The 26,302-nt window shown below is 64.7% G+C and carries 28 protein-coding genes; 19 read left to right on the top strand and 9 right to left on the bottom strand.

What is annotated here, in order from left to right:
• Positions 1 to 15: 15 nt before the first annotated feature.
• Entirely contained in the window at positions 16 to 720 is a 705-nt protein-coding gene (locus tag VGM61_RS01305) for a hypothetical protein (RefSeq protein ID WP_331520896.1), read from the top strand.
• A 46-nt stretch (positions 721 to 766) separates the two neighbouring features.
• Here the strand turns inward: VGM61_RS01305 and VGM61_RS01300 are convergent, their stop codons facing one another.
• Positions 767 to 1,585: a ferritin-like domain-containing protein gene (locus VGM61_RS01300; RefSeq protein ID WP_331520914.1), complete on the bottom strand. Its 819-nt coding sequence runs from the start codon at positions 1,583 to 1,585 to the stop codon at positions 767 to 769.
• Positions 1,586 to 1,712: 127 nt separating this feature from the next.
• Here VGM61_RS01300 and VGM61_RS01295 point away from each other — a divergent pair, with 127 nt between their 5' ends.
• Complete coding sequence (locus VGM61_RS01295; protein ID WP_331520895.1) at positions 1,713 to 2,771, top strand: NAD(P)-dependent alcohol dehydrogenase; 1,059 nt, start codon at positions 1,713 to 1,715, stop codon at positions 2,769 to 2,771.
• Here the strand turns inward: VGM61_RS01295 and VGM61_RS01290 are convergent.
• Genes VGM61_RS01290 through VGM61_RS01280 form a run of 3 tightly spaced genes read right to left on the bottom strand, consistent with a single transcriptional unit; the run spans position 2,768 to position 4,488 of the window.
• A complete protein-coding gene (locus VGM61_RS01290) occupies positions 2,768 to 3,184 on the bottom strand; it encodes a universal stress protein (RefSeq protein WP_331520894.1) in 417 nt (138 codons plus the stop codon). The two genes, VGM61_RS01295 and VGM61_RS01290, sit on opposite strands and share 4 nt — an antisense overlap.
• 40 nt (positions 3,185 to 3,224) lie before the next feature.
• Complete coding sequence (locus VGM61_RS01285) at positions 3,225 to 3,536, bottom strand: glycine zipper 2TM domain-containing protein (RefSeq protein ID WP_331520893.1); 312 nt, start codon at positions 3,534 to 3,536, stop codon at positions 3,225 to 3,227.
• Between the two features lie 58 nt (positions 3,537 to 3,594).
• Positions 3,595 to 4,488 (bottom strand): YihY/virulence factor BrkB family protein, encoded by an 894-nt coding sequence (locus VGM61_RS01280; protein ID WP_331520891.1) that lies wholly within the window; start codon positions 4,486 to 4,488, stop codon positions 3,595 to 3,597.
• Between the two features lie 212 nt (positions 4,489 to 4,700).
• Here VGM61_RS01280 and VGM61_RS01275 point away from each other — a divergent pair, with 212 nt between their 5' ends.
• From VGM61_RS01275 to VGM61_RS01255, 5 genes are all read left to right on the top strand, one after another.
• Positions 4,701 to 5,153 (top strand): hypothetical protein, encoded by a 453-nt coding sequence (locus VGM61_RS01275; RefSeq protein WP_331520889.1) that lies wholly within the window; start codon positions 4,701 to 4,703, stop codon positions 5,151 to 5,153.
• Between the two features lie 120 nt (positions 5,154 to 5,273).
• Positions 5,274 to 5,822, top strand: coding sequence for a peroxiredoxin (locus VGM61_RS01270; protein ID WP_331520888.1), 549 nt, complete (start codon positions 5,274 to 5,276; stop codon positions 5,820 to 5,822).
• Entirely contained in the window at positions 5,822 to 6,322 is a 501-nt protein-coding gene (locus tag VGM61_RS01265) for a hypothetical protein (RefSeq protein WP_331520887.1), read from the top strand. The genes VGM61_RS01270 and VGM61_RS01265 overlap by 1 nt, the downstream gene beginning before the upstream one ends.
• Before the next feature lie 82 nt (positions 6,323 to 6,404).
• The gene (locus tag VGM61_RS01260; RefSeq protein ID WP_331520886.1) at positions 6,405 to 7,151 is read left to right on the top strand and encodes a DUF2884 family protein; all 747 of its coding nucleotides are present in this window, start codon (positions 6,405 to 6,407) and stop codon (positions 7,149 to 7,151) included.
• Positions 7,152 to 7,236: 85 nt separating this feature from the next.
• Complete coding sequence (locus VGM61_RS01255; protein WP_331520885.1) at positions 7,237 to 7,674, top strand: PA2169 family four-helix-bundle protein; 438 nt, start codon at positions 7,237 to 7,239, stop codon at positions 7,672 to 7,674.
• A 19-nt stretch (positions 7,675 to 7,693) separates the two neighbouring features.
• Here the strand turns inward: VGM61_RS01255 and VGM61_RS01250 are convergent, their stop codons facing one another.
• Complete coding sequence (locus VGM61_RS01250; RefSeq protein ID WP_331520884.1) at positions 7,694 to 10,834, bottom strand: ATP-binding protein; 3,141 nt, start codon at positions 10,832 to 10,834, stop codon at positions 7,694 to 7,696.
• Between the two features lie 80 nt (positions 10,835 to 10,914).
• On the opposite strand from VGM61_RS01250, the gene VGM61_RS01245 reads away from it, so the two are divergent.
• The 7 genes from VGM61_RS01245 to VGM61_RS01215 all read left to right on the top strand — a co-directional run bounded on the left by VGM61_RS01245 (position 10,915) and on the right by VGM61_RS01215 (position 20,659).
• On the top strand, positions 10,915 to 11,577 hold the full coding sequence (locus tag VGM61_RS01245; RefSeq protein ID WP_331520883.1) for a response regulator transcription factor: 663 nt from the start codon (positions 10,915 to 10,917) through the stop codon (positions 11,575 to 11,577).
• Between the two features lie 19 nt (positions 11,578 to 11,596).
• Positions 11,597 to 12,268 (top strand): M24 family metallopeptidase, encoded by a 672-nt coding sequence (locus VGM61_RS01240; RefSeq protein WP_331520882.1) that lies wholly within the window; start codon positions 11,597 to 11,599, stop codon positions 12,266 to 12,268.
• 110 nt (positions 12,269 to 12,378) lie between these two features.
• A complete protein-coding gene (locus VGM61_RS01235; protein WP_331520881.1) occupies positions 12,379 to 13,179 on the top strand; it encodes a DUF2884 family protein in 801 nt (266 codons plus the stop codon).
• Between the two features lie 282 nt (positions 13,180 to 13,461).
• Complete coding sequence (gene aceF / locus VGM61_RS01230; protein WP_331520880.1) at positions 13,462 to 15,204, top strand: dihydrolipoyllysine-residue acetyltransferase; 1,743 nt, start codon at positions 13,462 to 13,464, stop codon at positions 15,202 to 15,204.
• Positions 15,205 to 15,218: 14 nt separating this feature from the next.
• Complete coding sequence (gene lpdA / locus VGM61_RS01225; RefSeq protein WP_331520879.1) at positions 15,219 to 17,102, top strand: dihydrolipoyl dehydrogenase; 1,884 nt, start codon at positions 15,219 to 15,221, stop codon at positions 17,100 to 17,102.
• A gap of 16 nt (positions 17,103 to 17,118) precedes the next feature.
• On the top strand, positions 17,119 to 18,480 hold the full coding sequence (locus tag VGM61_RS01220; protein ID WP_331520878.1) for an APC family permease: 1,362 nt from the start codon (positions 17,119 to 17,121) through the stop codon (positions 18,478 to 18,480).
• Between the two features lie 10 nt (positions 18,481 to 18,490).
• A complete protein-coding gene (locus tag VGM61_RS01215) occupies positions 18,491 to 20,659 on the top strand; it encodes a beta-galactosidase (RefSeq protein WP_331520876.1) in 2,169 nt (722 codons plus the stop codon).
• A 7-nt stretch (positions 20,660 to 20,666) separates the two neighbouring features.
• Here VGM61_RS01215 and VGM61_RS01210 read toward each other — a convergent pair whose 3' ends face one another.
• Genes VGM61_RS01210 through VGM61_RS01200 form a run of 3 tightly spaced genes read right to left on the bottom strand, consistent with a single transcriptional unit; the run spans position 20,667 to position 22,477 of the window.
• A complete protein-coding gene (locus VGM61_RS01210) occupies positions 20,667 to 21,083 on the bottom strand; it encodes a hypothetical protein (protein ID WP_331520875.1) in 417 nt (138 codons plus the stop codon).
• 7 nt (positions 21,084 to 21,090) lie between these two features.
• Positions 21,091 to 21,558, bottom strand: coding sequence for a DUF962 domain-containing protein (locus VGM61_RS01205; protein ID WP_331520874.1), 468 nt, complete (start codon positions 21,556 to 21,558; stop codon positions 21,091 to 21,093).
• 22 nt (positions 21,559 to 21,580) lie between these two features.
• The gene (locus tag VGM61_RS01200) at positions 21,581 to 22,477 is read right to left on the bottom strand and encodes a phosphoribosylaminoimidazolesuccinocarboxamide synthase (protein ID WP_331520873.1); all 897 of its coding nucleotides are present in this window, start codon (positions 22,475 to 22,477) and stop codon (positions 21,581 to 21,583) included.
• Between the two features lie 115 nt (positions 22,478 to 22,592).
• Between VGM61_RS01200 and VGM61_RS01195 the strand changes: the two genes are divergently transcribed.
• From VGM61_RS01195 to VGM61_RS01180, 4 genes are all read left to right on the top strand, one after another.
• Positions 22,593 to 22,907 carry a c-type cytochrome gene (locus VGM61_RS01195; RefSeq protein WP_331520872.1) on the top strand — a complete coding sequence of 105 codons (315 nt, stop codon included), beginning with the start codon at positions 22,593 to 22,595 and terminating at the stop codon, positions 22,905 to 22,907.
• Complete coding sequence (djlA, locus tag VGM61_RS01190; protein ID WP_331520871.1) at positions 22,904 to 23,704, top strand: co-chaperone DjlA; 801 nt, start codon at positions 22,904 to 22,906, stop codon at positions 23,702 to 23,704. Before VGM61_RS01195 ends, djlA begins: the two co-directional genes overlap by 4 nt.
• Before the next feature lie 26 nt (positions 23,705 to 23,730).
• Positions 23,731 to 24,399 (top strand): ribulose-phosphate 3-epimerase, encoded by a 669-nt coding sequence (rpe, locus tag VGM61_RS01185; protein ID WP_331520870.1) that lies wholly within the window; start codon positions 23,731 to 23,733, stop codon positions 24,397 to 24,399.
• A gap of 99 nt (positions 24,400 to 24,498) precedes the next feature.
• Positions 24,499 to 25,254, top strand: a complete 756-nt coding sequence (locus tag VGM61_RS01180) for an SEL1-like repeat protein (protein ID WP_331520869.1) — start codon at positions 24,499 to 24,501, stop codon at positions 25,252 to 25,254.
• 82 nt (positions 25,255 to 25,336) lie between these two features.
• Here the strand turns inward: VGM61_RS01180 and VGM61_RS01175 are convergent, their stop codons facing one another.
• Positions 25,337 to 25,579: a hypothetical protein gene (locus tag VGM61_RS01175; RefSeq protein ID WP_331520868.1), complete on the bottom strand. Its 243-nt coding sequence runs from the start codon at positions 25,577 to 25,579 to the stop codon at positions 25,337 to 25,339.
• 32 nt (positions 25,580 to 25,611) lie between these two features.
• Between VGM61_RS01175 and pdsR the strand changes: the two genes are divergently transcribed.
• Positions 25,612 to 26,301, top strand: coding sequence for a proteobacterial dedicated sortase system response regulator (pdsR, locus tag VGM61_RS01170; protein ID WP_331520867.1), 690 nt, complete (start codon positions 25,612 to 25,614; stop codon positions 26,299 to 26,301).
• Position 26,302: the final 1 nt, after the last annotated feature.

Here is a 26,302-nt window from a genome sequence, read left to right as displayed (position 1 = left end):
AACCGGATGCCTGCCATGCCCGTTCTCCGTCCTGCGCTCCTGTCGATGCTGCTGCTGGGTACCGTGGCCTGTTCGGGCCACGACGATGCCCAGCAGGCGGCGGCGCCTGCGCCGCAGGCGGATGAATCGGCCGGCAAGCTCGAAACCTACCGCAAGCTGTTGTCGATCCATAACGAGGCGATGGCGGTGCAGATGGGCGACGATATTCTCTCGCGCTATCCCGACACCCCTGCGGCCGCCGAGGTCAACAAGACCCTCCCTGACCTCCGGATCAAGGTCGAGAAGGACGCCGAAGAAGCACGGCTGAAGAACCTCTGGCAGTACCAGACGGCGCCCATGGCCGGTGGTACCCAGCTTACCGCCACGCTCTATTCCAGCCGCCCCTCCGGTGAAGACCGCGTGCGCCTGGTGCTGCGCCGGCACACCGCCTGGGGCCAGAGCGTGTTCCTCTTCGGTAGCGGCAAGGGCTTCACCTGCGCGGGCAATTGCAAGATCACAGCCACCTATGACGGAAAGCCGCACCCGTTGGTGGGCTACCGGCCCACCACGGGCGAGCCTGCGATGTTCATCAAGAACGACCAGGCGTTCATCAAGGAACTTCCGAAGGTGAAGAAGATCCAGATGGACATCGTGTCCGCTGATCGCGGCAAGCAGACACTGGTATTCGAAACGGCTGGCTACGACCCGTCGAAATTCCCAGCGTTGCCGAAGAAGAAGTAACGCGACGCCGTCGCACAGGGCAGCATTACTCGCCGGCGCGGTTTCACTAATGCAGGAGCAACCGCTCGGTGATCTTCGTCAGCGGCTTTTCCAGCGCATCGTGCAGCCGAGCCGGAAGATCCAGGGGTTTGAGTAACATCTTTACCGTCATCTCCGCCGGCAGGTGGCGCTTGAGCAGCCCCTGCGCGCGGCTGGTGATGCGGCGGAACTCCGCATGGTTGCCCGCGAGCCCCGGATAGCGCCGATCGAACACGTGGCGAAGGGCAATGTCACTGTCTTCGCTCTTGATCTCGTTCACGCGTTTCAACACTGCGCGGAAGATGCGGAAGCGGCCGAGCCGTTCGCGGTCGCGATACAGGCGGAAGTGTTGGTAGAAATGCTTGTAGTGGCGCACCTCATCGCTCTTGATGAGGTTGGTGAGGCTCTTCAGTACCGGCTCATCGGTGACATCGTTGAGTGCGCGATAGAAGCTGGCGGTACCTGTCTCCACCACGCAGCGCGCGGCAAGCTCCAGGCCACGGCTCGATTCCAGTTCCTCGGCGGTGCACACCGCGCCGTACTCGTTGAAGAATCCGGTGAAGCCCGCTTCCCAGTCGAACTCCGGCCATACATGCCGTACATAGGCCGACAGCGCCCGGCCGTGCTGCATTTCTTCCTGTTCCCAATGGTCGCGCAGCCACGCCTGCAGAGCGTTGTCGCCGGCGAAGTGGTCGATCAGGTTCTGCGTGTAGAGGTCCGAGCCGCTTTCGACGAATGAGGCGCCGCACAACAGCAGGAAGAGGTCTTCATTGTCGCGGACGCGAGCAAGGTCGATGCCGTCGAGATCGATGTTGTCCAGCGTCCAGGGAAGAGGGGAATAGCTCACTGCGACGACATCCTCGAAGGTGGGCGGTTGAAGGGTTACCGGATTGTTACAAAGCTTGGCCCCGAAGGCGACAGCGGCGGAGGCGATTGGCATACCATCAGCGCTTTCCCCTTCCCTGGAGCTTTCCATGATCCCCGCCGCTAGCTATGCCGCCCCGGCCGCCAGGGCGCCCTTGGGGCCCTATCATTTCCAGCGCCGGGATCCGCGTCCCTCGGACGTGGTGATAGAGATCCTCTGGTGCGGCGTCTGTCATTCGGACCTCCATCAGGTACGGGACGAATGGGGCCAGGGCCAGTTCCCGATGGTCCCCGGTCATGAAATCGTCGGGCGGGTGATCGACATCGGCCACGACGTGAAGAAATTTTCACGCGACCAGCTGGCCGGCGTCGGCTGCATGGTGGACTCTTGCCGGGAATGCGCCCAGTGCAGGGAAGGGCTCGAACAATTCTGCGAAAAAGGCTTCACCGGAACCTATGCCTCGAAGGATCGCCAGGACGGCACGCCCACCCAGGGTGGCTATTCGAGCGTGATCGTGGTGGACGAAGCGTTCGTGCTGCGTATTCCCGACAACCTCGAGCCTGCCGCCGTGGCGCCGCTGCTGTGCGCCGGCATCACCACTTATTCCCCGCTGCGGCACTGGAAGGTCGGGCCGGGAAGCAAGGTGGGCGTGGTCGGCCTGGGCGGACTGGGCCACATGGCGCTGAAGCTTGCCCATGCCTTCGGTGCGCAGGTGGTGCAATTCACCACGTCGCCTTCGAAGAAGGACGACGCCATGCGCCTGGGCGCCGACATCGTGGTGATGTCCAACGACATGCCCGCCATGAAGGAACATGCCGGCACTTTCGATTTCATCCTCGATACCGTCTCGGCCCCGCACGACCTGAACACTTATCTGCAACTGCTCAAGCGCGACGGCACCATGACGCTGGTCGGCTTGCCCGATACGCCACCGACCGTGCATGGTGGTCCGCTGATCTTCGGGCGCCGCCAGCTCGCCGGTTCGCTGATCGGCGGGATCGCCGAAACCCAGGAAATGCTCGATTTCTGTGCCGATCACGGCATCGTCTCGGACATCGAGGTGATCGCCATCCAGGACATCAACGAAGCTTACGAGCGCATGCTGCGCTCGGACGTGAAATACCGCTTCGTGATCGACATGGCCAGTCTTTCAAAGGATGCCGGTTAGCGGATCACCGTCACCGGCACGTGGGCGTGAGCCAGGATGTCGGTAGATACCGAGCCGAGCAGCCAGCGTGCCAACGCACCGCGGTCGGTATGGCCGATCACTACATGATCCACGCCATGCTGGCGCACCTGGTTCAGCAGGACATCGCCGGGGCTGCCGTGGACGATGTCGATGTCGACCAGCGCCTTGGCATCAGGTATCAGGCTGGTCAGTTCCGCCAGCAGGGCGGCACTGCGCTCGGAGCTGCAATCGGCCATCATCAGCACCGAGGCATCGGGTCCGCCCTCGGCCACCTGCAGCACATGGACCACACGAACCCTTCCCCCGGCCAGCCGGGCCAGTTCAACGGCGAAGGCAAAGGCGCGACGGGAGGTATCGGACCCGTCGTAGCCCACCAGTGTGTACTTGACCATGTGCTTCACCCGCTCCCATGCGCTAGCTATCGATGATCCCTCATTCCTCGTGGCAGCGCCGCTCGGTGGTGTAATAGGTGTGCTTGCGCTGGTTGTTCTGCTGGATCTTGTTACCGGCATAGCCGCCGCCGACAGCGCCGGCCACGGTGGCGAGGGTCTTGCCCTTGCCGCCGCCCACCTGGTGGCCGACCAGGCCGCCGGCCACGGCACCGATGGCGGTACCGGCAATGCGGTGGGTATCGCTCGATTCCTTATGCGCCACACGGACATTGCGGCAAACCTCGTGGGCGCCTACCGTCAGGCTGGCCATCGCAAGGCTGGCGGCGGCAACATGGGTGATGATCTTGTTCATGGCTTTCTCCTCCACGGTCTACGCCCTGCATGCTGGTTGCCGCGCCGTGACGCGCACATCAAAAATCGCTGTCTGGCGGCTGACCGGGCCGCGCAACGTGCACGCGCATGGCGTGGGGCCGCGGCTGGATCGCCACGCCACGCTCCTCGGCCACCGCTTCGGTGAGCTCGGCCCCCAGCAGCAGGATCAGCGCGGAGTAATAAACCCACACCAGCAGCACCACCACGCTACCGGCAGGGCCGTAAGGCCCGCCCACATTGGAGTGGTCCAGGTACAGGCCGATGCAGAACTTGCCCACGGCGAATAGCACTGCCGTGAGTGCCGCGCCGACCAAGGCATCCCGCCAGGCAATCACGGCGTCGGGCAACACCTTGAAGATGGCGGCGAAGACGAACACGAACACCGCCATCGCCACCACGGCTTCCAGGGCCGTCCAGGCCACGGTGCCGCCCTGGACGAACACCGCGATCAAGGCACTCACGGAAAACGAGACGATCAACAGGAAGGCAAGGGCAAGGATCAGCCCCACCGCGTGCATGCGCGAGCGGATCCACCCCATCACCGCCTTCCCGGGCTTCGGCTGCAGGCTCCAGACGCGGTTGATCGCGCCCTGCAATTGCGCGAACACCGCCGAGGCGCCCACCAGGGTAACGAAGAGGCCGATGATGCCGGCCATGCTGCCCACTCCCGGCCGCTGGCGGGCATTGTCCAGCACCAGCCGGGTGGTTTCAGCTGCGCGCGGGCCTACCATCTGGTTGAGTCCGTCGATCATCTGCTGCTGCCATTCCGGCCGCAGCGAGGAGGCAATCCAAAGCAGCAGCACCAACAGCGGGGCGAAGGAGAGCGCCGAATAGAACGCCAGCGCCGCGGCGCGGGTCATCAGTTCATCGTCACCGAAACCCCGGGCGGTATTGCGCACGATGCGCCAGCCACGCTGTGCCATGGGATGCATGGGTCTCTCCCTTCAAATGAGCAGTGTGCCCATGTAAGCGCCTGCTTGCGACCGCCCGGGATACCCGTGGGCGTGAAGGCGGGTTCACGCTACCTTGCCGTTGCTGAACAAGCCGTGGCGACATCGCAGAATATTCATGTTTGTGATTGGAGACTGCGCTGCATCCCGGGCCATGCCCGCCCCGTCACACTTTGCTGAAAGGAGAAACAAAAATGATCAAGCGCATGACCGGACTCGCTGTGCTCGCCCTCGTTGCCGCAGGTTCCTTCGCCGCCCCCGCCGCCCATGCGGACGACGCCGGCCTGAAATGCCATATGCGGTTCAACCTGAAGGGTTGGTCGGCCATCTACAAGCACGCTGAAGGTTCCGGCTCCCTCCGCTGTGACGATGGACGCACGGCCACGGTGAAGCTGGAGATCACCGGTGGCGGCCTGACGGCCGGTAAGTGGCGCATCAACGATGGCAAGGGCGAGATCAGCAACGTCCACAGCATCAATGAAGTATTCGGCGATTACATCACCGCCAACGCCGATGCCGGCGTGGTCAAGAGCGCAGGCGCCCAGGTACTGTCCAAGGGCACCGTCTCGCTGGCGCTCAGCGGCACGGGCGAGGGCGTCAACCTTGGCGTGGATGTGGGTAAGCTCACCATCTCCCGGGTCAAGTAAAATGTCTCTGTAAGCAGGGGCCAGCTGGCCCGGTCTGTGCCTTCGGGAGGCGCCCTCAGGTGGGCGCCTTTCTTTTTCCCGGCGTACACTTGCGCCGATAACCAACCCCGAGGGCTCCCCATGCGTCGCTTCCGCCTCTCCACCCTTTCTCTATCGGCGATCTGCCTGTTCCTGCTGGCCGCCGTCATGCCGGCATTCGCCGCCGCGCCCACCGTCGGTTCCCAGGCGCCAGACTTCCACCTGCAGGACCAGAAGGGCGACTGGCATACGCTTGAGACCCACAAGGGCCAGTGGCTGGTGCTCTACTTCTACCCGAAGGATTTCACCTCCGGCTGCACCACCGAGGTCTGCACCTTCCGCGATGACATCGCCAAGCTGCACAAGGCCGGCGCTACGGTGCTCGGCGTGAGCGTGGACGATGTGAAATCCCACTCGGAATTCGCCGCCAAGTACCACGTGCCGTTCCCGCTGCTGGCCGATTCGGAGAAGAAGACCGCCACCAGCTACGACGTGCTGGCCAACCACCTTGGCATGCAGTACGCCCGCCGCGAGACCTTCCTGATCGACCCGACCGGCAAGATCGTGAAGATCTACAAGGACGTCGATCCTGAGAAGAACTCAGGCCAGGTCCTGGCCGACCTCGATGCCATGAAGGCTGGCAAGGCCTGATGGCAAGGGTCGTCGGCTGGCGGATCGCCGCCTGGCTGATCGTCCTGGTCGCTGGCGTCGGCGCGTTCTTTTACGCGCGCGACGCCATCGGCGTCTCGCTCGCCTTGCGCGATGGCGCAACGGGCGTGGGCACGCCGGCCGCGCAGGCCCAGCTCGGCTGGGACATCGTTTCTTTCATTGCCGCCGCGGCCCTGGCCGTGCTGGCGGTTTTGGTCTTGCGCGGCAAGCGCCGCGCCGTATTGCCGCTGCGAATGGTATGCCTGCTGGTGGCGATCTGGGCGGCTACCGGCGTGTTTTCGATGTGGCGGGCCGTTGCCCAGGTACGCGAAGGACTTGCCGTGGCACTGGCCACCCCCGATGCGTCGGGCGATCTCGCCAGCGCCGTGGGACCGATCCTCACCTACATGTATGTATCGCTCGGTCTTAGGATCCTGGTGATTCCGGTGCTTGGCTGGGTGGCTTGGCGCCTGGGCAGGGCGGACGTAGCCCAGGCTGCCTGAAGGCCGCTTGCAGGCGCCGGTTCAGCTGCCATGCGGTCGGCGCGCCCGACGATACGCGCCATTATCGTTTTGGTTTAGATCCATGCGCATCTTCCTGGCGTTTGCCTTCCTGTTTGCTTCCTCCGCCGTCGTGGCCCAGGACCTGGCGACCGCGTGCCACGCCAGCAGCAGCTACGACCTCACAGTGCGCTCGCGTGGCATCTTGTTCGACCGCCCGCAACCCGCGCCGCGCCAGGTGGGCCTGGATGATGGCTCAGTGGTGGTCGACGGCCGTACGGTAGCCCTTCGTCCCGACATCCAGGACCAGGCGGCGCTGTTCGAACGCCAGCTTCGCGCGCTGGTGCCGCGCCTGCGCGCGGTGGCCGATGCAGGGGTGGACAGTGCCGCGCGCGCCGTGCGCGAGGAAGTGGCTAGAAGTGCCCCGGCGGCCTTGCAGGATGGTGAATTCGATCGAAAGCTCAGTGGCCATGTCGCGGATCTGCACGGTCGCATCGCCCGCAGCAACAGCACGCACGACTGGCAGGGCGATGCCTTCGAAAACTACGCCAATGGCATGGTTTCCGATCTTGCTCCCCTGGTAGCTGCGAGCCTCACTTCCGATGCCGTGGACCTGGCGATGAACGGCGACCTGGCCGGTGCCGCTGATCTTCGCGACCGCGCGTCGTCCTTGAGCACAGGCCTGGAAGCCCGGGTCCAAATGCGGGTAAACCGTGAACTCCGCCCCAAGGTGCAGGCTCTGTGTCCTGACATTCGCCGCCTGGCGGAGCTTTCCGAAGGACTGACCGACGATCATGGCCGTCCCCTGAACCTGCTCCAGATCGCGCCTTAGCGGGAACGCCACGTAAATGCTCCCGGGGCTTCCCGGGGCTGGTTTAGGCACGGGTAAGGGCCATGACGCTAGTTTGTGCACCGTCATGGACCGCACCGTCATCCGTTCGTTGTCCCAGCTCCTGCGCCGCGCCAGCGACGATCGCGAGCTGTACCTGAAGGCGGCGTCGATGGTTTCCGAGCCTGGACTGCGCGCCGTATTCACCGAAATCGCCGCCGCCCTGGCCGCCACCGTAGGCGAGTTGCGCCGCGAGATCGAAACCCGGGGTGGCACCGTTCCTGCCGATGTGAGCCTGGCCGGTCGCCAACGGGCGCGTATGGCCGCATGGCGCATGCGCCTGGCCGGCAACGCCGACAATGCCGGGATCGCCCTGTTGGAACGGGCTGAAAATCGCCTGTTGCGCCATTTCGAAGCGGCTGCTGAAAACGACCCCTCGCTTGCGGCACTCGCCAGCCGTCTCCTGCCGAGGTTGCGCGCCGTCCACCTGGACATGGCCACGCTCGTCCACGGTTTGCGCGGTTGAGGGTATTTATCCGGCGAGCTCAGGCTTCGGGGATATCCTTGGTCCATTCGTCGATTTCATCCAGCAGCGCGCGAAGGTTCACGCCGAAGGTGGCGAAGGCTTCGTGTGCCGCGGCGGGCTCCAGCGAATCGATGATCTGTTCCAGCACATCGCCACGGTCGGTGAGGGGCGTGTTGCCGAAAACGTGCATGCCGCCAACCGTCCTGTGCAGCCACAGGCGAAGTTCGGCGAGGGTCGACGTTTCGAGCGTGTCCATGACGGTGGTGAGTTCCGAACGCGTCACCCGGGAGAATTCCCGGGCAATCCGCGCGGCGACAGCATCGGAGCCGAAGTTCTCCCGCAGCAAGTCGTAGTCGAGCATCGTCGGCGGTGGTGATGCGGTTTCCGGCAGCCACGTGTCGAGCATCCTGCGCAGGTCCGCCAGTTTCGCCGGTTTGGCGATGAAGCCGTCCATGCCCGCCGAGCGACAGCGCAGCACTTCCTCGGGCTGGGCGTTGGCCGTCATCGCCACGATGGGAAGGTGTCCGCCGATGGCGACCTCTCGTTCACGCCATTGCCGGGCGACCGTGTAACCATCGAACACCGGCATGTGCACGTCCAGGATGACCAGGTCCCAGGGTCTGTTTGTCAGCGCATCCATTGCCTGGCCGCCGTCGTCGACGACCGTGCAGGTTCGACCCAAGCGCGCCAGCTGCGCACGGATCAGTGCCTGGTTGGTGGGATTGTCGTCGGCCACCAGGATCCGCGCGGACGACGAAGGCACCGGCGCCTCGGGCTTGTCCGGCAGGGCCGGCGAGGCCTCGCCCAGCCCCAGGGCAAGCTCGCAAACGTGCGCCAGCAGCGAACTTTTCACTGGGCAGGCGCTCATCAGCAGCATGCCGTCGCGTTGCGAGAAGCCCCGGGGATCGGCCTGGGGGGATACCAGCACGACATTCGCTGGCGGCGACATTTGGCTGCGGGTGGTGAATACAACATCCGCGTGAGTCGCGGAGCCGGGATCGACAAGGCCCATACCCAACGCCTGCAGGCCGTGCGCCAGCGCCTGGGCGGTGAAGGCATCGTCCACGTCGAGGCTGGCTGTCTTTTCCATCAGCAACATGTTGTGCCGATGAAGCAGGTTGATCTTCAACCCGAGCTCGACGCGGACACACGTCCCGGCACCCTGAGTACTTTGTATCTGGATCGTGCCGCCCATCAACTGCACCAGCTGATGACAGATGGAAAGGCCAAGGCCACTGCCGCCGAAACGGCGTCGCGTGGAACCCTCGCCCTGGGTGAAGGGCGCGAACAGGGTAGGCAGGACCTCCGCGGCGATGCCCACGCCGGTGTCGATGATCTCGACGCAGATTCGCTGGCGTTCGCCCGTGGTGTCGTCGGGAGCGACGGTGGCCTGGATCGTCACCGAGCCCACCGACGTGAATTTGATCGCGTTGCCGATAAGGTTCAGCAGAACCTGCCTGACGCGCACATCGTCGGCCAAGACCATCGCCGCAATGCCTGCGTCTATGCTTACGCGCAGATCGATGCCGCGGCCATGTGCCTGGCCGGCGAGCATGCCGACGGTGCGGTCGATCAGCTCGCGCATGTCCACCGGTACGATTTCGAGGCTGAGCCGGCCTGCCTCGATCATGGAAAAATCCAGGACATCATCAAGTACCTGAAGCAGGAGAGTGGCCGAATCGCCTGCCGTCCCAAGCAGGCTTCGCTGCTCTTCGTCCAGGCGGGTGCCTCCGAGGAGTTCCAGCGTGCCCAGCACGCCGTACATGGGCGTGCGTATCTCGTGGCTCATCGTGGCGAGGAAAACGGTTTTCGCCTGTGTGGCAGATTCAGCCTCGTCGCGCGCGGCGGCGAGTGCCAGGCCTTGCTCGTGCGTGACGGTGACGTCCACCCAGTAGCCATCGAACTGCGTGACTCCACCTTGCAGGCGGCGCGGCAGTGCATGGGTGGTGACCCAGCGATCACCGTGTACCCGCACGGTGGTGTGCAACGGTTCGAGCGACTGGACCGAACTATGCACGTGCTCCCGGAGCATCTGGCGGTGTCCAGGCGATACCGTGCGGAATGCGGAAGGCTCATCGCGCAGGAAGGTAGCCGGATCGACGCCAAAGATCGCCTTGGTGTCGCCGTCGACATAGAGGAACGTGATCTCGCCCTGCCGGTCGATGACGAAGCGGAAGACCACGGCGGGCAGGTTGCGCGTGACATCCTGCAGCTGTTGTTCCGAATGACGTCGCCGGCGCACCTCGCGGCGAAGACGCACCCAGGCGAAGATGACCATGGCCAGCGCAATACCGAAGATCAATACGATCGGCCAGGTTTTTTGCCATACGGCGGACCAGGAACCACCCCACGTGTAGTTCACCGATAGCCACGTATTGCGGATCTGGGCGGCCCCGCGAGCATCCACGCGGTCGATCGAACGATTGATCAGCGGCACCAGCCTGGCGTAGTCGCGGCGCACCGCGAAAGCCAGAGGCTCGGTCAGGGCGGTGGGTGCGCCCACGCGAAGATGCGGAAAGCGCGAACGGATGAAGAGATCGACCGAAGCGAGATTGCCGACCACGGCGTCGACCTTGCCTCGGTTGAGCAACTCAAGCGCTTGGGCACCGTCGTGGGTGGTGACCGTGTGCACGGGGCGGGGCGCGTCGGCGAGCATCCGCAGCACCGCTTCCCGGTCGGTGTCCGCAGCCACCCGCTCGCCCGCCAGGTCTGTAAGGCCGGCGATGCTGGGGGTGTCCTGGCGCGTGGCGATCACCAGTGGGAACTCGATGTATGGCTGGCTGAAGACCAGGTCTTTCCCGGCGCGTCCACCGGGATTGAAGGCGAGGACGATGTCGACCTGCCCCTGGTCGAGCATCTTGCGCGTGGCGCTGAGATCGCCGCTGCGCACGTAACGGACCTTCAGGCCAAGGTCGTGCACCACGTGCTGGAAATAATCCGCTGAGATGCCCTCTGGAAGGCCGTCGCTGTTTGCGCTCACGAACGGCGCGAAAGCGTCGTCGTAAGTGACATTGAGCACGGGCAGTGCATCGAGCCAGGCGCGTTCGGCGACGGAAACGGGCATCCGGCTGGGACTTGCATCGTCCGCGTGCAGGGAACAGCCGGCGAAGATCAAGAGACCGGCGACGACACGCGACAGGTACGGGCGAAGCCGTGTCATGAGGTTTTCCTCGGGTTTACTTGCTGTATCCTGCCCTAAAGCGCAACCAGTACGGGATGACGACGGGTGCTGATACGGACATGAGCGAGCAGGGCACTTCCAGTGCCACTCGGGTGATTATCGCAGATGATCATCCAGTGGTGATCCTCGGCGCACGCGCCGCACTCGACCAGGCGGGCGACATGCTCGTTGTCGGCGAAGCCGCCGACGGCGATCGGCTCATGGCATTGCTCGCCAGCAAGCCCTGCGATGTCCTGGTCACCGATTTCTCCATGCCCGCAGGTCGTCATGGCGACGGTTTGCAATTGCTCGATGTGATCCGTCGCCGGTATCCGCGATTGCCCGTGGCGGTGCTCACCATGGTCAATAACATTGGCGTGCTTCGCGCCATGCAGGCCCGTGGCGCCCTTGGCCTGTGTGACAAGCGCGCTCCGATGCGAGAGTTACCTGCCGCGATCCGCAGCGTCGCTGCCGGGCGCACTTATATCAGCGATTCCATCCGCCAGCAGTTCTCGACGGCTGATGCATCCAGCGCCGACGGCACGGCGCCGATAAGGTTGTCGGCGCGCGAGATGGAAGTGGTGCGCCTTTACGTGGGCGGCCTGTCGCTTACACAAATTGCCGATCGGCTCAGTCGCAGCGTGAAAACGGTTAGCCGGCAGAAGCGTGACGCCATGCGCAAGCTTGGCATCGACCACGATAGCCTGCTGGCCGATTACGCCCGCGAACACGGGCTGGCATGAGTATTCGGTCCAGTCTTTCATGACGATGTCCATCAAGCCCAACCCGCAGGCTACCGGTATCCACTTCGAAGCCGGGCGCATGCTCGCCGCGCGCGAGCGCTCCTGGGTCGCCCTGCGCGAGATCGCCCGGCGCATCATGCCGGGCATGACCGAGCCTGAGGCCCAGGTGCTTGCCGGCGAAGTCCTGGCCGACGCCGGCATGCAACGCATCTGGCATCCATCGTTGATCCGCTTCGGTGCCAACACGCTCAAAACCTACCGCCAGCCGTCAGTGCCCGATACCCGACTGGGCGAGCACGACATCTTCTTCGTCGACCTGGGGCCGGTGTTCGATGGCCACGAAGGGGATGTCGGCGATACCTTCGTGCTCGGTGACGACCCACTGATGCATGCCTGCGCGACCGCAGCCCGCGAGCTCTACACGAGCGTCGCGGCCTGCTGGCGCGAGGGTGGCCGGAGCGGCCAGGGGCTCTACGAGTTCGCCACGGCCCAGGCCCAGGCCATGGGCTGGCGGCTCAACCATGCCGCCAAGGGCCACCGGGTGGGGGATTTCCCGCATGCGGTGCACAAGGCCGGCAACCTGGGCGACTTCGATGCCGAGCCCGTCCCGGGCTTGTGGGTACTGGAAATCCAGATCGCCCATCCCGACCGGCCCATCGGCGCCTTCTTCGAAGACCTCCTGGTGCAGTGACCTTCGGCAGGGTGTGACAACCGGCCCATGCAGCGGCGGTCGCGGGGGACTAAACCTTCTTCCGTCGTACGGCATCCAAACCGGCAACAAACCCAAGGGAGTGCACCACCATGCGCCTGACCATCGTTGCCCTCGCCTGCGTCTTGGGTCTGGCCAGCCTGTCTGTCTCCGCCCGCGGCATCCATGTCAACAACGACGGCTGCGGGGTCGATTACAAGACGGATTTCGACGTGAGCGTCGCCCGCAATGGCATTGACTTCACCCGTGCCGACGGCACGCCGGCAAAGGTGTTCATGCACGACGGCCATCTCACCGTCGATGGTCGTGATGTCCATGTCACCGACGCCGACGCCCGTCGGCTTAGCGATTACGAAGACGCCGTCCGCGCCCTCGTGCCGGAAATCGCGGCCATCGCCCGCGAAGGCATCGATATCGGTTATTCGGCGATGACCACGGTGGCGGCCACGTTCGTGCAGGACGGCGAGGATCGCCGCAGCATGCTTGCCAAACTCGAACGCAACCACGCCCGTGCGCTGGCCCGGCTGGACGAAAGCATCGGGGCAGGCCGCTGGCGCCAGCACGAAGTGGATGACCTGGTCGAATCCGCCGTGGGCGATTCGGTCTCCGAAGTGGTGGGATCGGTCACCGGCAGTGCCGTCAGTGCCGCCCTTAGTGGCGACTCGGCCAAGATAGCCGCCCTGGAGGCCCGGGCCGATTCGCTGGACAAGGCCATCGATCGCGAAGTGAACTCGCGGGCGGACAAGCTCGGTGAACGCGCCCTGGGCCTGTGCCCGCGCCTGGCCAGCCTGGATCACCTGCAGAAGTCGTGGGGCATCCACCTGGCCGATGGTTCGCGGTTGGTGCTGATGACGGCAACGCCAGCACCAAAGAAGGATTTAGCCGACAAATAAAGTCGATAGCACCCCTGCGGGCAGGATGCCCGCCTTTTTTCTTGCCGATCCCCGGCCCGGCCGCCGATGCCGATGCGCTGGAAACCCGCGCTTGCCGGCGGCGGGAAATCCCCCTGATGTGTCCGCAAAGCTGAAAAAACGCCGCATACGGGGCCGCATGGGGCGCCAAGCCCGACGGTTCGGATTATCATTGGCCGGTTGCCCCGCCCGCGGGGCCTCTCCCCATCCCCTCGTCGGCCGTTTTTCGTTACCTCGCGTCGGCGCAAGCATTCAGGAGGTTTCATGGCCGACGTCAAAGAAGCGCGCGTCCCCGATATTGGGAATTTCGACGGCGTTCCCGTCATCGAAGTGCTGGTCAAGGCCGGTGACCGCGTGGAAAAGGACCAGAGCTTGGTCACGCTCGAATCGGACAAGGCCACCATGGAAGTGCCCACGCCCTTCGCAGGCACCGTCCGCGAAGTGAAGGTCAAGGTAGGCGACGAAGTGGCTGAAGGCGCTGTCATCGCCATGATCGAAGCCGATGGCGAGGCCAGCGGTGATGCTGCCCAGGCCGGTAAGAAGCCCGCGGAGCCCAGCCCGCCGGAAGCTGCAACCCAGGCCCCGGCCGCCAAGGCTGCGCCAGCCCGCGCCGCGGAACCGGCAAAGTCCGAACCTGCACCGAAGAAATCATCCGGCGGCGCGCAGGAAGTCCGCGTTCCGGACATCGGCAATTTCGATGGCGTGCCGGTGATCGAAGTGCTGGTCAAGGTCGGCGACCACGTCGAGAAAGACCAGTCCCTGCTTACGCTTGAATCGGACAAGGCCACCATGGAAGTCCCGGCGCCGTTCGCGGGCACCGTGAAGGAAGTGAAGGTGAAGGTGGGCGACGAGGTCGGCAAAGACGCGGTGATCGCCGTGGTCGAGGCCGACGGCGATACCGGCCAGGCGCCGGCCACGACACCGCAAGCCACCGAACCGAAAGCCGAAGCGAAGCCCGAGGCCGCTCCCGCCGCATCCGAGGCGGCCCGGAGCCCGGCCGATACCAGGGCCGCCGAAGGCGCCTCGACCAGCGCCGGTGGCCCGCGCACGCCGCCGGTGGCATTCGACGCCAGCACGATCATGCCGGACCACGCTCCCTATGCCAGTCCCGCCGTGCGGGCCTTCGCCCGCGAACTGGGCGTGGAGATTGATCAGGTCCAGGGCAGTGGCCGTGGCGGCCGCATCCAGCGTGAAGACGTACAGTCCTGGGTCAAGCACGCGCTCGCCTCGGGCGCCAAGCCCACCGCGGGCGGCACCGTGGCAGCCGGTGGTGGATTGAACCTCTTGCCGTGGCCGAAGATCGACTTCGCCAAATTCGGTGAGATCGAAGAGAAACCCCTGACGCGCATCCAGAAGATTTCCGGCGCCAATCTCGCTCGCAACTGGGCGATGATTCCGCACGTCACCCAGCACGAAGATGCCGACATCACCGAGCTTGAGGCTTTCCGCAAGAAGCTCGGCGAGGAAAACAAGGATCTGAAGATCACCCCGCTGGTGTTCCAGATCAAGGCGGTGGTCGCGGCACTGAAGAAATACCCCACGTTCAATGCATCGCTGGACGTCACCGGCGAAAAGCTCACGTTGAAGAAGTACTTCCATATCGGCATTGCGGTGGACACGCCCGATGGCCTGGTGGTGCCGGTGATCCGCGACGCAGACAAGAAAGGCCTGCTGGACCTCGCCGCCGAACTGGGCGAGCTGTCGAAGAAGGCGCGCGAGAAGAAACTCGGCCCGGCCGACATGTCCGGTGGCTGTTTCTCGATCTCGTCGCTGGGCGGTATTGGCGGCACCTCGTTTACGCCGATCGTCAATGCGCCGGAAGTGGCCATCCTGGGTGTTTCGAAAGCGCAGATGAAACCGGTGTGGAACGGCAAGGAATTCACCCCGCGCCTGATGCTTCCGTTGTCGCTTTCCTATGATCACCGCGTGGTCGATGGCGCGCTCGCCGCGCGTTTCGCGACCTTCCTGGCCAGCCAGCTCGGCGACATCCGTCGCCTGCTGCTTTAACGGGAAGCGCCACGATGCCCAAGACGATTGAACTGAAGGTCCCGGATCTCGGCGGTTCGCACGATGTGCCGGTCATCGAGATCCTGGTGCAGGCCGGCGACACCATCACCAGGGAACAGAGCCTGGTAACGCTCGAATCGGACAAGGCCACCATGGACGTCCCCGCCAGCGACGGCGGCAAGGTTACCGAGGTCAAGGTGAAGATAGGCCAGGAGGTCAATCCCGGCGATGTCCTGGCCGTGATCGAGGTCGTTGATGCCGCTTCCGTTGAGTCGAGCGCGGAAAAGCAGGCAGGTACCGCTGCTTCGACCAGCACAGCTCCTGCCGCGCCGTCGGCTTCCGAAGCATCCGCGCCCTCGAGGCCCGCTGCACAGCCGGCCACGCAGGGCGTACCGCAGCAGAAGACCGATCCAGCGCAGGGGCCGGAAAAGCAGGCACCGGCTCCGCAGGCCGCCGCCGAGACCGGCCGCAAGGCCGACATCGAATGCAAGGTGGTGGTGCTCGGCTCCGGTCCCGGCGGCTATAGCGCCGCGTTCCGCGCCGCCGACCTTGGCCTGGACACTGTCCTGGTCGAGCGTTACGACACCCTGGGCGGTGTCTGCCTCAACGTCGGCTGCATTCCTTCCAAGGCATTGCTCCATGCAGCCGCGGTGATCGAAGAAGCCGGTGCCATGGCGGCACACGGCATCAGCTTCGGTGCGCCGAAGATCGACCTGGACAAGCTCCGGGATTTCAAGATCAAGGTGGTGGGCAAACTCACCGGTGGCCTTGCCAGCATGGGCAAGCAACGCAAGGTCAAGGTGGTAACCGGCACCGGCACGTTTGTGTCCCCGCACGAGATGGAAGTGCAGGGCAAGGACGGCAAGCAACTCATTCGCTTCGAGCACGCCATCATTGCCGCCGGATCGCAGTCGGTGAAGCTGCCGTCGTTCCCCTGGGACGACGAACGCGTCATCGACTCCACCGGCGCGCTGGAGCTGCGCGATGTGCCCAAGACATTGCTGGTGGTCGGCGGCGGCATCATCGGCCTGGAAATGGCCACGGTGTATGCATCACTGGGCAGTGAAGTGACCGTGGTGGAACTGGCCGACCAGCTCATGCCCGGCGCCGACCTCGACCTCGTCAAGCCGTTGCAGACGCGTATCGCCAAGCGCTACAAGGGCATCCACCTGAAAACAAAGGTGGTGGAAGCCAAGGCGGGCAAGAAGGGCATCGACGTTACCTTCGAGGGTGATTCCATCCCTGAAACCAAAACCTTTGATCGCGTGCTGGTGTCGGTGGGACGTTCGCCCAACGGCGGGCGCATCGGCGCGGACAAGGCCGGCGTGGCGGTGAGCGACCGCGGTTTCATCGCGGTCGATAAGCAGATGCGCACCAATGTGCCGCACATCCACGCCATCGGCGACCTCGTCGGCCAGCCGATGCTGGCGCACAAGGCGGTGCACGAGGCGCACGTCGCTGCCGAGGCGATTGCAGGTGAGAAGAGCTTCTTCGACGCCCGCGTGGTGCCTTCGGTGGCATATACCGATCCGGAGATTGCCTGGGTCGGTGTGACCGAGCGCGAAGCGAAGGAGAAAGGCCTGAAGGTCGGCGTGGGCAAATTCCCCTGGGTGGCCTCGGGTCGCGCGATAGGCATCGATCGCACCGAGGGCTTCACCAAGCTGATCTTCGACGAGGAAACCCATCGCATCGTTGGTGCCGGCATCGTCGGCGTGCATGCGGGCGACCTCATCTCGGAACTGGCGCTGGCCATCGAGATGGGTGCCGAAGCTTCCGATATCGCCAAGACCATCCATCCGCATCCGACCCTGGGCGAATCGGTGGGCATGGCCGCAGAAGTTTACGAAGGCACGATTACCGACCTCTACATCCCGAAGAAGAAGCCATCGGCGACATGATGTAACGGTTTATGGCATGGTCGCACCCATGCCATCACCCGTACCTACTGGACCTTATGTCCGCCGCCTGGGAATTTGGGACGCCGCCGCGATCGTTATCGGCGGCGTCATCGGCGCCGGCATCTTCCGCACGCCGGCTTCCGTCGCCGGGCGCACCGACTCCACCACAGGCCTCATCGTGCTGTGGGCGCTGGGCGGCCTACTTACCCTTGCGGGTGTCTTAAGCTACGCCGAGCTCGGCGCGCGGCGACCGCAGGCGGGCGGTACCTACATCTACCTGCGCGAAGCCTTCGGCAAGTTGCCGGCGTTCCTGTTCGGCTGGACGATGGCGCTGATCAACTACCCCGGCAGCATCGCCGCGGTCGCCACCACCTTCGCCGACTACGTCTGCTCGGCCCTTGGGCTGCCACTGACATGGGTCAAGCCGCTGGCCGTCGGTGCCATCGCCTTCCTGGTGATGGTGAACCTCCGCGGCATCCGCGCCGGCGCCTGGGTGCAGAACATCTTCACCGTGCTCAAGCTCGGCGTCATCGCCATGCTGATCGTGGTCGGCCTGGTGCTGGCCTTCGGACATGGCGCGCCGCCGCCGCCCGCGCCGCCGCTGCCGACTACCTCGCCATTTGCGCTGATAGGCGCCCTGCTGCCGGTATTGTTTGCCTACGGTGGTTTTCACTACCTCAACGACCTGGCCGGCGAAGTGCGCGATCCCCAGCGCGTGTTGCCGCGGGCGCTGGGCCTGGGCATGGGCGCGGTGGCGCTGTGCTATGTGCTGGTGAACATCGCGTATCTGGCGGGTCTGGGCCATGCGGGCCTCGCCGCCAGCCAGGCGCCAGCGGCCGACCTGATGGAAAGATTGTTCGGCCCCACGGGCCGCACGGTGATCGCCGTTGGCATCGCCTGTTCCACCTTCGGCTACTGCAGCATCGCCATTGCCGGTGGTGCCCGCGTGCTGCAGGTGATGAGCGCCGACGGCATGTTCTTCCGCGCCGTCGGCAGGGTGGACATGCGCACGCATGCGCCTCAGGTGGCGCTGTCAGTGCTGGGCCTGTGGGCGGTTATCCTGATCCTCTCGGGAAGCTTCGACGCCCTGCTGGACTACACCACTGTCGGTGAATGGCTTAGCCATGCCGCGGGCATCGCCACCGTGTTCTGGTACCGGCGCATGTTGAAAGACGAACCCTCGCCGTATCGCGTGCCCGGTTATCCATGGGTGCCGCTGGCTTTCGTGGTCACGGTGGTCTGCGTGATCCTGGCCACGGCGATCGACACACCGGCCAATGCCGGCATGAGCCTGCTGATCATCGCCCTCGGCGTACCGGTCTATTACGCGTGGCGCTGGCGCGAAAGCCGCGGCGCGGCGGGCGTACCTCCTCCGTAAAGGCTTCAGAATGTTTCCTGTGCGATCGACCTTCCATGGCCTTCTCAAGAGCATGGTCGCAGTAACGGCCTTCGTCGCGGCATCATCCGGAGCTGCGCCGGCGATGGCAGCGGTTGCCGCCGTTAAATCTCCCGCGACTTCCCCGATGGTTGTCGGTGATGTCGCCCACGCCAATGATGGCCTGCACATCACCACGCAGGGAGCGACCCTCGATCCAACGCCGCGTCCCGTGGCCGGTGGCGCGACGATGGCCGCGCTCACCTTCGCCCCCGGTGCAAAGCCCGGGATAACACTCCAGCCTTCATCGGGCCACTGGACGTGGCCGATGGGCGAGTTGCACATGCATCTGCAGAACGGCATGGCCTGGCCGGTAACGCTGGCCGTTGAAGTGCACAGTGACCGCGGCACGCTGCATGCCGTCGTGGCGTTGCCGCCCGGACCGCCGATGACACTGGCCATTCCCCTGAAAGCCACCACGCCGCGCGCCTTCGGCATGCAGGTGGGGCCGCCGATGCCATGGCACGACACCATTGTCGCCACCACCGTCGATGGCAGCTTCAATCCGGGTTCGGTCATTGCCCTGCACGTATCGATGCCCTCGCCCAATGCGCCGCAGGTGGTGTTGTTCGGCGCCGTGTCCGTTGCCGCGGGCACGCCGGCGCTCGATGCCGCCTACACCGGGATCGTCGATGCGTATGGGCAATACACACGCTCGACATGGCCTGAAAAAATCGCCGACGACGCGGCGTTGAAGAAAGCATCGCTTCATGCCGATCCCGCTACGCCCGCGATTTCCGGCTATGGAGGCGTGGCGCGCCCGGGCCTGAAGGCCACCGGTTGGTTCAGCCTGGCCAAAGTGCAGGGCGCCTGGACCCTGGTCACGCCCGACGGCAAGGCGTTCTTCTCACTCGGCGTCAATGCCGTGGCCATCGACGGCGGCATGACCTACGTCGAGGGCCGCAAGACGATGTTTGAGAACCTGCCGGCGGCGAATGGGCCGCTGGGCAGGTTCTATGGCAAGGGCGACGACCGCAGCGACAACGGCTCGCAACGCGACAACGGCATGAACCACGGCCAATGGTTCGATTTCTACCGGGCCAACCTGCAACGCACGTATGGCGATGCGTGGCCAAAACAGTGGGCAAAGGTGACCTTGGATCGACTGCGCGGCTGGGGCTTCAACACGTTGGGGAACTGGAGCGATCCATCGCTGTTTGCGACCCATCGCATCGCCTACACCGTGCCGGTGCTGATCGATGGCGACTTCGCCACCGTGTCCACCGGCTACGACTATTGGGGCCGCATGCCCGATCCCTTCGATCCGAAGTTCGTTGCTGCTGCCACTGTCGCCGTGACCAACGCCAGCAAAGGCGTGCGCGACGACCCATGGCTTCTTGGCTACTTTGCCGACAACGAACTGGCATGGGCTGGACGTGGCCCGCAGGGCCGCTGGGGCCTGGTCACCGGTACCCTGCAACGGGGCCCGGATAGTCCCGCCAAGCAAGCCTTCGTTGCCTCATTGCGGAAGAAATACGGCGATGCCGGCAAGCTCGCCGCTGCCTGGGGTGTAACGCTGCAAAGCTGGGACCGGTTATTGGCCCCGGGTTTCCACGCGCCGGTGCCGGCTGAAGCCCACCCGGCCATCGCCGCCGATTACATCGAGTTCCTCACCCTCTATGCCGAAACCTATTTCCGCACCGTCGCCACGGCGCTGAAGAAGGCCGATCCGCACCATCTGTTCCTTGGCGGTCGCCTGGCCGTGCGCACTCCCGAGGTGGAGGCCGCGTGCGCGCGTTACTGCGATGTGGTCAGCATCAATGCCTATGCCGACCTTCCCGAACACGGCCTGGACGTGGCGGCCTTCAAACGCATGGACAAACCGGTGATGGTGACCGAATTCCATTTCGGCTCCTCCGACCGCGGGCCGTTCGGCAATGGCGTGGTGGCCGTGGCCAGCGAGGGCGAGCGAGGCAAAGCCTATGCGCGTTTCGTCGAAGCGGCCAAAGCGAGCGGTGTGATCGTGGGCGCGCACTGGTTCGACTACGCCGACCAGCCGGTGACCGGGCGCATCCTGGATGGTGAGAACAGTCACATCGGCCTGGTCGGCATCACCGATATTCCCTTCGCCGGTTTCGTCCAGGACGTAACGAAGGCCAACCGGCGCGCGGCCGGGCAATGAACGCCGGTTAGCGCGAGGCGAGGATCGTGCCCAGTATCAGGGCCAGGACAGTCACCGCCGCCACCGCCATGCAGGCGCTGGTGATTCGCACGCGGCGCGCGTCCACGCGCGGCACCAGGCGCCACACCAGCAGCACGCCGACCAGCATGTCCACGATCAGCGCGCCGCGCATCCACGGCGAGGCGAACAGGGCGTAGCCCGCGGCCGGCGAACTCTTCTGCGCCAGCAGCACCAGGCCCGCCGTGGCTACGCCGAATAGCGTCCACAACAGGCTGGCGAAGTACGCACGGTTGAACACCACCGGCGTCCTTTCCACCATGCGCAGCATGAAGTAGACAAGCAGCGCCGGCACGATGGCAGCCGCACTGGAATAAAGCACCCACCAGATCAGGGCGCTAAGCAGGGTCAGGATGGTTTGCGTCACCAGGTTCTCAATAAGCGATGCCGACGCGCCGGAATACTTTGCTCATCAGCCATGCGGGGCCGATCAACAAGTACTGGATGTCGGTGAAGAAAGATGGGCGGCGGCCTTCGATGTGATGGCCGATGAACTGGCCGATCCAGGCCGCCACGAACACCGCCAGGGCCAGCCAGCCGAGGTTGGCCGGCCCCAGGATGCGGTACAGCCCCTCGGTGATGAGCGACATCAACACGAACACCGCGGCCATGGCCAGGCCAATGCCGCGTGACAGGCGGAAGTAATAGAAGGCGAAGGCCAGGAACATCGCCATCACCGAGAAGAAGCCTGGCCGTCCGAGCCACTGTGGTACCGGCACGATCCACAGGAAGGCAATCGCGCACCAGGTGATCGCCGGCACGCAGATCCAGTGGATCGTGCGGTTGGTCGGGTTCTGATGGTCGGCGGCGTAGTTGCCGAACCAGGTATTCGCGTCACGCATGGCCTTTCCCCTTGCCGTGTGGTCAGTCGATATGGATACCGGCCAGTCGTTCCAGCGCCTCGGCGTACTTGGCCGCGGTACCGGCAATGACATCGGCGGGAATCCGCGGGCCTGGCGCTGTCTTGTTCCAGCCGAGAGTTTCCAGGTAGTCGCGGACATACTGCTTGTCGTAGCTGGGTGGGCTGATGCCCACCGAATAGTGTTCGGCCGGCCAGAAGCGCGACGAATCCGGCGTGAGCATCTCGTCCATCACGTACAGCGTGCCATTTTCATCGGTGCCGAATTCAAACTTGGTATCGGCGATGATGATGCCGCGTTCAGCGGCATAAGTGGCGGCAAAGCGATACAGGGCGAGGGTGGCGTCGCGCACCTTGCCTGCCAGTTCCGCGCCTACCGTATTCACCACGTGCTCGAAGCTCACATTCTCGTCGTGGTCGCCCACGGCAGCCTTGCTCGACGGGGTGAAGATCGGCTCGGGCAACTGCTGGGCCTGCTGCAAGCCTGCTGGCAGGGCGATGCCGCACACGGCGCCGGTGGCCTGGTAATCCTTCCAGCCCGAGCCGATGAGGTAGCCGCGGGCAATGGCCTCCACCGGTACTGGCTTCAGCCGCCGGGTGACCACCGCGCGGCGGCGATAGAGCTCCAGGTCCGCCGCAGGGGGCAGTACCTCTTGCACGGGCGTGCCGGTGAGATGGTTGGGGATGATATGGGCTGTTTTGTCGAACCAGAAGTTGGAGATCTGCGTGAGCATCTCGCCCTTGCCGGGGATCGGATCGGGCAACACCACATCGAAAGCCGACAAGCGATCGGTGGCCACCATCAGCAGGCGGTTGCCGGGCAGGGCGATCACGTCGCGGACCTTGCCGCGGTGGACCAGCTCAAGGCCAGGCAGGTCGGATTGCAGCAGGGTGGTCGGCACGACGTCGGGCTCCGGGGCTGAAAAAGGTGCGGCGTCCATTGTAGCTGGGCGGTCGCCCGGGGCGGATGGCTGCGGCACTGCTAGAATCTCGTTCTGTCGTCCCCACAACTGATCCATGCGAAACCTCGTCCTCGCGGCGGCCATGCTCGCCGCCCCCGTCCTTGCCCAAGGCGCCACGCCGGTGAAACCGGCGCGCCTGGGCCTGTGCGCGGCCTGCCATGGCGCGGACGGCATGGCGACGATGGCCGGAGTCCCGAACCTGGCCGGCCAGCGTGTGGATTATCTTCGCCAGGCCATGGGCCAGTACCGCGACGGTCGGCGCGACGTTGCCGTGATGCGCGCGGCCCTGGGCCCCCTCTCCGAGGCCGAACTCGACCAGCTGGCGGCCTGGTACGCCGCCCAGTCGCCACAACGCCAGGCCAATCCATGAATTTCACCGGCACCCTGATCGGCGCGCTGATCGGTTTCTTCCTGTTGCACGGCCCGATCGGGGCCGTGATCGGCGGCATGCTCGGCTTTATGTTCGATGCAGGCCGGAACCGGCGCGCGGCGACGCCTGCCGCGGGAGGCTTCATCGGCCCGCTGTACGCCATTCTCGGCGCCGTGGCCAAGGCCGATGGCCGGGTTTCACCCCAAGAGATCGCCGTAGCCGAGCGCCTGATGGGACGCATGAACCTCAATCCCGAGCAGCGCCGCGACGCCATCGAGGCGTTCAACGTGGGGAAATCCGCCGAGTTCAACGTCACCCGCTCCATCGAGCAACTACGCAACTGGGTAGGGAGCCGCCGCGACCACGCCTTCCCGGTGCTCGACGTGGTGATCGAAACCGTGCTGGCCGAAGGTTCTCCCTCCAACGAAAAAATGGCGATCCTGCGCCAGGTGGCCTTTGCCCTGCGCGTGAGCGACATGGAGTTGATGGCCCTGATGGCGATGAAGGGCTATGCCTGGAACCATGCCGGCGGCCGCAGCTCAGGCCAGTACCAGGGTCGCCAGGGGGGCTATGCGCCGCATCGCGTGCCCGAAGGCCCCGATCCCTATGCCATCCTCGGCATTGGTCGCGATGTCGACGACCGGGCGGTCAAGCGGGCCTATCGCAAGCTCATTTCCGACAACCACCCCGACCGCCTGGGCGACCTGCCCGACGACATGCGCCGACGCGCCGAATCGCGCGCCAGCGAGATCAACGCCGCCTACGAGCGGATCAAGACCGAACGCGGCTTCAAGTAACCGTCATCCCGTTAACGAGGCATTCCATGGCCAGGCAGACTCCCGTCATTGCGCCCTCCATCCTTTCCGCCGACTTCGCGCGGCTGGGTCCGGACACCCAGGCCGTGCTCGATGCCGGCGCCGACTGGGTGCACTTCGACGTGATGGACAACCACTACGTTCCGAACCTTTCGATCGGCCCGATGGTGCTTAAATCCCTGCGCAAGTACGGCATCAAGGCGCACATCGACGTGCACCTGATGGTGAGCCCGGTCGACCGCATCGTGCCCGACTTCGCCGAGGCTGGCGCCAGCGGCATCAGCTTCCATCCCGAGGCCACCGACCACGTCGACCGCACCATTGGACTGATCCGCGACCACGGCTGCCAGCCGGGCCTGGTGTTCAATCCGGCAACGCCGCTGTCCTACCTCGACTATGTGCTCGACAAGATCGACCTGATCCTGTTGATGTCGGTGAACCCCGGCTTCGGCGGTCAGAAATTCATTCCATCGGCCTTGCATAAAATTGCCCAGGTGCGGGACATCATCGACCGCAGTGGCCGGCCGATCCGCCTGGAAGTGGATGGCGGCGTGACCGCCGACAATATCGGCGAGATCTTCGCTGCGGGCGCCGACACCTTCGTGGCGGGCTCGGCCGTGTTCAATAGTGCCGATTACGCACAGACGATTGCCCGGATGAAGTCGACGTTCCGTTAATTTCCGCAGCCGTGCGATGAAACAAGCTTCATCCTGTGGTGATTCGCGGGAAGTTACGATAGTGCTGCTCGGGGGAGCATCGCCATCGAGGGCTTGAAGATGAATCCGCTTCGTTCTGTCAGCCTGGCTGCCGTCGTTCTTCCTGCTGTATTGCTTGCCTGCAACGCTGCCGCGTCAGACCGCCCCCAGCCGTTGCCGGGCCAGAAGGCCGAAGTGTCCCAGGCGCTGATGCTTTGCCCATCCTCGCTGGAACGGATCCTGCCGGGCCGTTACTACATGTGCGAGGCACAGCGCGACTTCTGGCTGGGACGCCAGGACCAGTCGATGGAAATGATGCGCGACGCCGCGGCCTGGGGCAGCAAGCAAGCCCAGTACACGCTTGGCATCATGTACTTCAATGGACAGCGTACGCCGGTCAACCGGCCGCTGGGCCTGGCGTGGCTGGCCATCGCCGCCGAACGGCACGATCCGAACTTCGAGCCGGCGTTCATTTCGGCATTCCGCGACGTCACACCCGCCGAGCGCGACCAGGCCAATGAGCTATGGAGGCAGATGTTGCCCAAATACGCCGACCGTGTTGCCGCCAAGCGCGCCCGGACGCGCTATGACCGGGAGATGCGGCCACTGGAGTACGGCATGGACTTTGGCGGACAGCTGTACCTGTCCGGACTCACTTTCGGCGAATTGGGCGGCACGCCAGGGAACTCGATGACCGGCAGCGCCTTCGCGGCCGGGCGCGGCTTGCAAGCGATGGCGGCGAACTACTTCTACGGATGGCACGAAAACGTGACGGTCGGCGACCTCGAGCTCGTGCCCGTCACCGAGGCTGCCCGGCGGATGCCACGCAAGCCCTGAAAAAAAATGGCCCCCTCGCGCACGAGGGGGCCAAACAGCCCGGAAATCTAGACGGGTATCCAGGTCGGATCGGGTTCGGTCATCAGTGCAGTCCCATCAGCAGTCCCAGCAGCAGGGCACCGATCGCCAGGCCCACGCGTAGCGGCTCGAAATTACGCTCAAGTTCGGCGTTGCGGTCCGGGCGGGGTTCCATGGCGGGTCTCAAGTCGTGGCGGCAGGTGTAGTTCACCGCCACCATCGGCCCGGTGGGCGGCGCGGATATGGCAATGTGCGGGCAATGGGTGCCGGTGGCTTGCGCGTTGCGCGGCCACGCGCCACGCTTCACGCCGACCACCTGCCACCCACTATGGAAAGCCCATGGCCCGCAGCATCGCGATCGTCGAGGACGAACCGCTCATCCGCGCCAATTACGTCGAAGCGTTGAATCGCTTCGGCTACGAGGCGCGCGGCTATGGTTCGCGGGGCGATGCTTCCACCGCCTTTGCCATGCGCCTGCCGGAGCTGGTGATCATCGACATCGGCCTGGGCGATGAACCCGAAGGCGGATTCGACCTGTGCCGGGAACTGCGCGCGAAGTCCGCCACCTTGCCGATCATCTTCCTTACCGCCCGGGATTCGGACTTCGACGTGATCTCGGGCCTGCGCCTTGGCGCGGACGATTACCTTTCCAAAGACACCAGCCTGCACCAGCTGGCCGCCCGCATCGCGGCGCTTTTCCGCCGCATCGAGTCGCTCAAGGCGCCGGCATCCAGCGAGACGGTGGTAAGCCACGGGCCTTTGAAGCTGGAGTCCGAGCGGATGCGTGTTACCTGGAACGGTATCGAGATCCCACTGACGGTCACTGAGTTCTGGATGGTGCACACGCTGGTGCGTTTCCCCGGCCATGTGAAAAACCGCGACCAGCTGATGCGCGAGGCAGAGCTGGTGGTGGACGATGCCACCATCACCTCGCACATCAAGCGCATCCGCAAGAAATTCATTGCGCTGGCGCCGGATTTCGACGCCATCGAGACGGTGCACGGCGTGGGTTACCGCTGGCACCCGTGAG

Origin of the sequence: Pinirhizobacter sp. (genome assembly GCF_036499745.1) — a bacterium.
Taxonomy (GTDB): Bacteria; Pseudomonadota; Gammaproteobacteria; order Xanthomonadales; family Rhodanobacteraceae; genus Pinirhizobacter.
Note: the sequence above shows the minus strand (reverse complement) of the source record. Positions and strands in the feature narration are given on the sequence as shown.